This window comes from Bacillota bacterium (assembly GCA_040754675.1).
In the GTDB taxonomy this organism is placed as follows: Bacteria; Bacillota; Limnochordia; order Limnochordales; family Geochordaceae; genus Geochorda.
Window position 1 is genome coordinate 1 of record JBFMCJ010000158.1, and the last position, 8,332, is coordinate 8,332.

The following is an 8,332-nucleotide window of genomic DNA, read 5'->3' on the forward strand; positions in this document are numbered from 1 at the left end:
GAGGCGATGGCGCAGTACGGGTCCGACAAGCCCGACCTGCGCGCTCCCGGCCGCGTTCGCGACGTGACCGAACTCTTCAGGGCCAGCCCTTACCGCATCTTTGCCGAAGCGGCCGCGGCGGGCCGCCGCGTCAAGGCGCTGGCGATGCCGTCCGGCATCCAGGTCTCCCGCCGCGAACTGGACGAGATGGTGGAACGCGCGCCCCAGCTCGGGGTCCGGGGGATCGTTTGGGCCGTCGTGGACGGCGAGGAACTGCGCTCCCCCATCGCGCGGCACCTGGGCAACGCGGAGAAGCAGGGCCTTCTCGGGCTGGCGCGCGAGGAGTCCGCGGGGCTTCTGGTCTTGATCGCCGACCAAGAGGAGGCGGCGGCCACAGCCCTCGGGAGGCTGCGGCTCGAGATCGCCGAGCAGCACGGGGCCGTCGCGACAGGCCGCTGGGAGTTTCTGTGGGTGGTGGACTTCCCGCTGCTGGAGTACTCCGCCGAGGAACGGCGCTGGCAGGCCCGCCACCACCCCTTCACCTCGCCACGCCCCGACGACCTGGATCTGCTCGAAAAGGACCCGGGCCGGGTGCGAGCGCGAGCGTACGACCTGGTGCTCAACGGCACGGAGCTGGGCGGGGGGAGCATCCGCATCCACGACCGTCAGATCCAGGAGCGGGTTTTTGCCGTGCTGGGGCTGGAGCCGGAGGAGGCCCGGCGGCAGTTCGGCTTCCTGCTGGAGGCGTTCGAGTACGGTCCGCCTCCGCATGGAGGGATCGCGCTGGGGCTCGACCGCCTGGTGATGATGCTTGCCGGGCGAAGCACCATCCGGGACGTCATCGCGTTCCCGAAGACGGCGCAGGCCACGTGTCCGCTGACGGGCGCGCCGGCCCCCATCTCGGACCGGCAGTTGCGGGAACTGCACATCCGCACGACCGCCCCGGTGGCATGAAAATCGAGCCCGTGCGTCATGCGAACTTACCTTGCTGGCGCTTTCGCGGCTGTGATATGATGAGGCCGGCCTGAGAAAGGCGAGAGTTGCCGGTAATCCCTGCCGTGTTCGTGGTGAAGCTACCTATTGTGATGAGCCAACACCATCACAGAGGGAGCTCGGGCTCTGCGGGTGGCGGGCAGGCTGCCTCTCCCGGATGGGCCGGGCAGTAGCCCTGAAGTCCGCAGGAGGGCACCCACCTTCCTTGAGCACCGGGTTCATCAACGGGTAGCCTTAGCGGCACGGCGGGGCTTTTAGTTGAGGCCCGGTGTGGGATGTATCCACGCCTTTGACCAAAGACCATCAGGGCCAGCCTGATCTGTTCGGGGGCGCGGCGCCGGACCCCGAGGCCCGGCGCCAGCCGCTTGCCGCCCGCATGAGGCCCCGGACCCTCGATGAACTGGTGGGCCAGGAGAGCATCATCGGACCCGGCACGCCGCTACGGCGCGCCATCGAGGCGGACCGCCTCCACCACTCCATCATCCTGTGGGGGCCTCCGGGAAGCGGCAAGACCAGCCTGGCTCAGGTCATCGCAGAAAGCACCCGCGCCCACTTCGAGACGCTGAGCGCGGTGCTGGCGGGCGTGGCCGATATCCGGCGGGTCGTGGCGGAGGCCAGGCGTCGCCGGGCGGCGGGCCGCAGGACGATCCTCTTCATCGACGAGATTCATCGCTTCAACCGGGCCCAGCAAGACGCCCTGCTCCCGCACGTGGAGGACGGCACCATCACCCTCATCGGCGCCACCACGGAAAACCCCTTCTTTGAGGTGGTGGGCCCGCTTCTCTCCCGCGCTCGCGTCTTCCGGCTCAACCCACTGGAGCCCGCCCATATCCGGCAGATCCTGGAGCGCGCCCTTAAAGACCGGGAGAGGGGCCTGGGCCGGCTCACCGTGCGCCTCTCGCCCGAGGCCCTGGAGTACCTGGCCCTGTCCGCCGAGGGGGATGCCCGTAGCGCGCTCAACGCCCTGGAGCTGGCCGTCGACTCGGCGGCAGCCGCGGGCGTGGCGGAGCAGGCCGTTGTCGTCGACCTCGAGGCAGCCCGCCAGGCCATGCAGCGGCGTTCGCCCCGCTACGATCGTACGGGCGACGAGCACTACGACACCATCTCGGCGTTCATCAAGTCGGTGAGGGGATCGGATCCCGACGCGGCGCTGTTCTGGCTCGCGAAAATGGTGCGCGCCGGGGAGGACCCCCGGTTCATCATGCGCCGGTTGCTGATCCTGGCGGCCGAGGACGTGGGGCTGGCCGACCCGCAGGCGATCGTGGTGACCGCGGCCTGCGCGCGGGCGCTGGAGTGGGTCGGGCTGCCCGAGGCTCAGTACCACCTGGCGCTGGCGACGCTCTACCTCGCGCTTGCCCCCAAGAGCAACTCGACGGGGGCTTACTTTTCGGCGCTGGCCGACCTGGAGGAGCACGGGCAGTTTTCGGTTCCGGATCACCTCAAGGACGCGAACCGGGACGCCGAGGCGGCAGGGCATGGGCAGGGCTACTTGTATCCCCACGATTTCCCGCAGCACTGGGTGCAACAACTCTATCTTCCCGAAGCGCTCAAAGGCCGCCGCTACTACCACCCCGGCGACCAGGGCGCCGAACCCCACCTGTTTGAGGGCTTGCTGAAACGGCAAAAGCCGAGCAAGGCCGGCCCGCCTCGCGCGCCCGACCAGGCGCGGTAAACCGCGCCATTCCGGGGATCTTCTTTTGACACGGTGAAAAGCTACGTGGTACTGTAGAGAGGTGCCTTTCGGGCGCCGAACAGGGGGTGTTTCCAGGGTGGTGGGCGAGGTGATTTACCTCGACAATGCGGCCAGCATGCCGATGTGCGAGCAGGCCCGGTCGGCCATGCTCGAGGTCATCGCCCGCGGCCTGGACGCCGCCAACCCGTCGAGCCCCCACCGCCCGGGGCAGAGCGTTCGAAGGCTCATTGACGAATCGAGGGAGACCGCCGCCGAGCTTCTCGGTGCATCGCCCGGCGAGATCCTGTTCACCTCGGGGGGCACGGAGTCCGCCAACCTGGGCCTGATCGGCGCGGCCCGCGCGATGCGCCGCGAGCAGGGCCGGCACGGCGTGGTGGTCAGCAGCATCGAGCACCATGCCGTCCTGGAGGCAGCGGCCCACCTGGAGGAAGAGGGCTTCGCGGTCGAGCGTGCCGCTTGCGACGGACGCGGGGTCGTGACGCCAGACGCCGTGGCATACGCCCTGGACCGGCTGGCCGCGAGGGGCGCGCGGCCCGCCGTGGTGGCGGTGATGCTGGCCAACAACGAGGTCGGCACCCTTCAGCCGGTTGCGCAGATCGCCGAGGTGGCGCGGCGGGCCGGAGCCCTCATGCTGACAGACGCCGTTCAGGGGCCGTTTTGCGAGGCCCTCGACGTGAGGCGCCTGGGCTGCCAGGTCATGGCGCTTTCGGCGCACAAGTTCGGCGGGCCCAAGGGGGCCGGCCTGCTTTACGTGGAGCGAGGCGTTCCGTTCGATCCCATCCTGTTCGGCGGGGGCCAGGAGCGCATGCTGCGCCCCGGCACGGAGAACGTGGCGGGCATCGCAGGCATGGCGGCGGCGCTTTCGTGGGCCAGGGAGAGCCGGGAGGCCATCGAGGCCCACAAGCGCGCGCTGGAAGAGCGCTTGCTCTCCCGGCTTTTCCGGGAGGTGGCCGGGCTCGAGGTGAACGGCGCCGGCGCTCCCCGGGTGCCCGGCCTGGTTAGCCTGTACGTACCGGGCGTGGAGGCCGAGACGCTCCTGGTGGAACTCGACATGAACGGGGTTGCCTGCTCGTACGGTGCGGCGTGCACGGCGGGGTCGCTCGTGCCTTCGCACGTGCTGCGGGCCATGGGCCTGCCCGAAGGGCGTGTCCGGAGCTCGATCCGGGTCAGCATCGGGCCGTTCAACACTCCCGACGAGATAAACGAGGCTTCGGAGCGCATCGCAGGCGCCGTGAGGCGGCTGCGCGAGGCCGGGGACAGAGCGGCGGCCGCCGGGGTGAACAAGCCGTGAGCGCCCGGCCCCGTGTGGTGGTGGCGATGAGCGGCGGGGTGGACAGCTCCGTGGCGGCGGCGCTCCTGGTGCGGGAGGGCTTCGACGTCATCGGCGTGACCCTGCAGATCTGGCCGGAGGGGATGAAGCCGCCGGGACGCCACGTGGGCTGCTGCTCCCTGGACGCAGTGACTGACGCGCGGCGTGTGGCCGACCGGCTGGGGATTGCCTACTACGTCTTCAACTTCCAGGACGTCTTCGCCGAAAGCGTCATCGGGCCGTTCACGCGGGCGTACCTCCAGGGCCGGACGCCCAACCCGTGCGTCTGGTGCAACGAGCGGGTGAAGTTTGGGGCGCTCGCGGACCGGGCGGTACAGCTCGGGGCGCAGGCGCTGGCCACGGGACACTATGCCCGGGTCGAGCAGGACCCGCAGAGCGGTCGCTACCTTTTGCTTCGGCCGAAAGACCGCCGCAAGGACCAGACGTACGCCCTTTGGCCGCTGACCCAGGCGCAACTCCAGCGTGTGCTGTTTCCGCTTGCGCCGTACACGAAGGAAGAGGTGCGCGAGCTTGCCAGGGCCCTGCGTTTGCCGGTGGCGTCCAAGCCCGAGAGCCAGGAGATCTGCTTCATCCCGGACGGCGACTACCGCCGCTACCTGCTCGAGAACGCTCCCGAGGCCAGGCAGCCGGGCGAGATCGTGGACACCTCCGGGCGCGTGCTCGGGGAGCACGACGGCGTGGCGTTTTTCACCGTGGGGCAGCGCAAGGGGCTGGGGCTTGCGGCCGGGAGGCCGCTGTACGTGGTCGACATCGATCCGGTGCGCCGGCGAGTGGTTGTGGGAGAGCGAACCGAGGCGGAGGCGTGGGGGCTGGAGGCCAGCGGGGTCAACTGGATTGCGGTGCCCGGGCTTTACGGCCCGATGCGGGTCGAGGCCCGCATCCGCCGGACGGCGGCGGACGCCGCGGCGATCATTGAGCCGGTGGACGCCCCGGATCCTAAAAGCCGGGTCCGGTGCCTGTTCGACAGCCCCCAGTGGGCCGTCACCCCGGGCCAGTCGGTGGTCTGGTACCGCGACGACGTGGTGGTGGGGGGCGCGATCATATCCAGGGCGCTCAAGGCGGTCGAGAGCGCCGCGCATACTACGCCTGTCGAAGCGTCGGCCTCGAAGTGAGCCGATGGGGAGGCGGGCGAAAAGTCACGGCCATGCGGCGTTTTGTGCGAGGACTGCTTTGGGGTGGCTTCTTGGGGGCGTTCCTGGCGCTGTACCTGAGCGGGTCGGGGCAGCGCCGCAGGAACGGAGAAAACGTACGGTTGCGCAGGCTGAGGCGGGCCGCGCTGGGGGAGGCGGCGGAGGAGGCGCTGCGGGAGCCCAGGGCTTCCCGGTTGCAGCTTGTGCTTGACGCCGGGCGTGCCGCCGTGGACGCCACGCTGGCGCTGCTCGGGCGAAAGGCCTGAAGACGTCGGCCCATCCGGGGAAGGGGGAGAGCGCCGCGTTCCGGCCGTGTGCGCGAACGCGGTGCCTTTTTGTTGAGCGAACAGCGCTTTCGATATGTGGTAGGCCTTGTTGCCGCCGCCGCCGGGCTTCTCGTGTTGTGGCGGCTCAGGGCCGTGGTGACGCCGTTCGTGCTGGCCCTGGTGCTGGCGTACCTGCTGGAGCCCCTGGTGACCCTCCTGGAGAGGCGACAGGTCCCGCGCGGCGCGGCCATCCTTACGGTGTACCTGGCCCTGGGGCTTCTCGTCGCGCTCTTGTGGGTCAGCGTCGTGCCCTCCATCTCGGCGGAGGTCGACAACCTGGCGCGCCAGCTTCCCGCCCAGCGCGAGCAGTGGGATGCCATGGTGCGGCAGTGGTCCCAGCGCCTGCGCTTCGACTCCCTGCCCCCGGTGGTGTCCCGGGCCGCAGATGCCTTGGTCGGTCAGGTCGAACGCCTGCTGGAGGCGCTCGCCGCCCGGGTAGGGGGCCTGCTGGTCGCGACGGTCTCCCACGCGCTGAACCTCGTGCTCACCCCCGTCCTCGCCTACTACATCCTGAAGGACCGGGAACGGCTGGCCCGGGGCATCCTGGCGCTCGTCCCACCCTGTCACCGCCGGCACGTGGTCGACCTTGCGCTCAACATCGACAACACCCTGGCGTCCGTCATCCGGGGGCAGCTCATCGTCTCCATGTCGGTGGGGGCGCTGGTGGCGGTGGGCTTGATGGTGCTGAAGGTTCCCTACGCCCTGCTGCTGGGGCTCGTGACCGGGCTTCTCGACATCGTGCCGTACTTCGGCCCGGTGGCGGCCGGCGTTCCCATCGTGGCGCTCTCGTTGGCGAAGGGCCCCATGACCGCGCTGTGGGCCGCGGGGCTGCTGGTGGCCGCCAATCAGCTTGAGGGGGCGTGGCTGCAGCCCAAGGTGATGAGCCGGTCGGCGGGGCTGCACCCCCTGGTGGTGATCGGGGCGGTGCTGACGGGCGCCGAACTGGCCGGCGTGATCGGCATGCTGGTGGCCGTGCCGGCGACGTCGGTGGCGCGCGACGTCCTGCGCTTCTTCATGGGGGGCCGTGGGAGCGGCGCAGAGGAGACGGCACCGGCCCGCGCAGACGTTCCCGCCCGCGCCCCCGAACCCGGCACGCCCGCCGCGGAAGGGGGGCCCTCGCCGCTTCCACAAGGCTAGAAAAGCCCACGTTGACAACCTCTGGAGGCTCCTATACCCTTTAGGTGATTCTCCTGGCCCGGCGAGGAGGCCACAAAGCATCTCCCGACCATGCGCAGACTGACCGCAAGCGAGCTGCGGGAAGCCTACCTGAGCTTCTTCGAGAGCAAGGGGCACGTTCGGCTTCCCGGCTCGTCGCTGATTCCCAAGGGCGATCCCACCCTGCTCCTGACCGGGGCGGGCATGGTGCAGTTCAAGCCGTACTTCCTCGGCAGGGCTGAGCCGCCCCACCCCCGGGTTACCACGTGCCAGCGGTGTGTTCGCACGGCCGACATCGAGCGGGTGGGCATCACAGCCCGGCACGGCACGTTCTTCGAGATGCTGGGCAACTTCTCGTTCGGCGACTACTTCAAAAAAGAGGCCATCGAGTGGGGCTGGGAGTTCGTCACCCGGGTGCTTGAGATCGACCCGGAGCTTCTGTGGGCCAGCATCTACCAGGACGACGACGAGGCGTTCGCCATCTGGCGGGAGCGAGTCGGGCTTCCCGCCGAGCGGATCGTACGGCTCGGTAAGGAGGACAACTTCTGGGAGATCGGGGTGGGGCCGTGCGGCCCCTCGTCCGAGATCCACATCGATCGAGGGCCCGAGTACGGCTGCGGCAAGCCCACCTGCAAGCCGGGGTGTGACTGCGGGCGGTTCCTGGAGTTCTGGAATCTCGTCTTCATCCAGTTCCACAAGGACGAGCAGGGGCAGTATCACCCCCTGAAGCGCACCGGCATCGACACCGGCATGGGCCTGGAGCGGATGCTGGCCATCTTGCAGGGCGTCGAAACCATCTTCGAGACCGACGAGGTGGGGAAGATCCTGGACGGCGCGGGCGCCATCCTGGGGCGGCCCTACGGGCAGGAGGAGACCACGGATCGCGCCGCGCGCATCATGGTGGACCACGGGCGCAGCGCCACGTTCATGGCCATGGACGGCATCATGCCGGGCAACGAGGGCCGCGGGTACGTGATGCGGCGCCTCATCCGCCGGGCGAGCCGCCACGCGTGGCTGGCGGGGGTGCGCCGCCCCTTCTGGAAGGCACTTGCCAACGGCGTCATCTCAGCCATGGGGCACGCCTACCCCGAACTCGTCCAGCGCCGCGACCTCATCCTCCGGGTGCTGGAGGTTGAAGAGCACCGCTTTTTGCAGACCCTCGAGGCGGGGCTGGACGTACTGGGGGATATGCTGGAAACGGTCCAGCGGGGCCGCAAGCTGAGCGGCGACCACGCCTTCCGGCTGTATGACACGTACGGTTTCCCGCTGGAGCTGACCCGTGAGATCGCGGCCGAAAAGGGCGTGACCGTGGACGAGGACGGCTTCGCCGCGGCGCTGGAGGCCCAGCGGGAGCGGGCCCGGGCTGCCCGGCGGGCCTATGGCTACCTCGGCACCGGGACAGAGGAGCTGGGTGAGGCGCTCACGAGGTTGCGATCCGAGTTCGTCGGATACGGGCAGGGAACGGCCACGGCCCGTGTGGAGGCGGTGCTGCAGGGTTCCGAGCGGGTCTCGTGGGCGGAGCAAGGCACCGATGCGCTGGTGGTGCTGGACCGGACGCCCTTCTACCCCGAGGGAGGCGGGCAGGTGGCCGACACAGGGCGGCTCGCCTGGTCGGGTGGGCGAGCTTCCGTGCTCGACGTGCAGCGGCCGCTGGCCGGGGTCATCGTTCACCGGGTGCGGATCGAAGAGGGCCGGCTGCAGGAGGGTGACACGGTGGAGGCGGCGG

Annotated in this window: 7 protein-coding genes and 1 other RNA gene; all 8 read left to right on the forward strand. The window is 69.7% G+C overall.

Annotation, left to right across the window (positions count from 1 at the left end):
- The coding region (locus tag AB1609_10560; GenBank protein ID MEW6046909.1) for an amino acid--tRNA ligase-related protein at positions 1-933 on the forward strand (933 nt) is incomplete at its 5' end.
- Positions 934-1,026: 93 nt separating this feature from the next.
- Positions 1,027-1,228, forward strand: a non-coding RNA gene (ssrS, locus tag AB1609_10565) — 6S RNA.
- A 33-nt stretch (positions 1,229-1,261) separates the two neighbouring features.
- Complete coding sequence (locus AB1609_10570; protein ID MEW6046910.1) at positions 1,262-2,644, forward strand: replication-associated recombination protein A; 1,383 nt, start codon at positions 1,262-1,264, stop codon at positions 2,642-2,644.
- A 100-nt stretch (positions 2,645-2,744) separates the two neighbouring features.
- Positions 2,745-3,956 (forward strand): cysteine desulfurase family protein, encoded by a 1,212-nt coding sequence (locus tag AB1609_10575; protein MEW6046911.1) that lies wholly within the window; start codon positions 2,745-2,747, stop codon positions 3,954-3,956.
- Entirely contained in the window at positions 3,953-5,107 is a 1,155-nt protein-coding gene (mnmA, locus tag AB1609_10580; GenBank protein ID MEW6046912.1) for a tRNA 2-thiouridine(34) synthase MnmA, read from the forward strand. Before AB1609_10575 ends, mnmA begins: the two co-directional genes overlap by 4 nt.
- A 32-nt stretch (positions 5,108-5,139) precedes the next feature.
- The gene (locus tag AB1609_10585; protein ID MEW6046913.1) at positions 5,140-5,391 is read left to right on the forward strand and encodes a hypothetical protein; all 252 of its coding nucleotides are present in this window, start codon (positions 5,140-5,142) and stop codon (positions 5,389-5,391) included.
- A gap of 48 nt (positions 5,392-5,439) precedes the next feature.
- Positions 5,440-6,588 carry an AI-2E family transporter gene (locus tag AB1609_10590; protein MEW6046914.1) on the forward strand — a complete coding sequence of 383 codons (1,149 nt, stop codon included), beginning with the start codon at positions 5,440-5,442 and terminating at the stop codon, positions 6,586-6,588.
- Between the two features lie 90 nt (positions 6,589-6,678).
- A partial coding sequence (gene alaS / locus AB1609_10595) for an alanine--tRNA ligase (GenBank protein ID MEW6046915.1) occupies positions 6,679-8,332 on the forward strand: 1,654 nt, incomplete at its 3' end.

Coding starts and splice junctions, on each gene's coding strand:
- AB1609_10585 (MEW6046913.1), top strand. CDS start 5,140: ATGCGGCGTTTTGTGCGAGGACTGCTTTGGGGTGGCTTCTTGGGGGCG.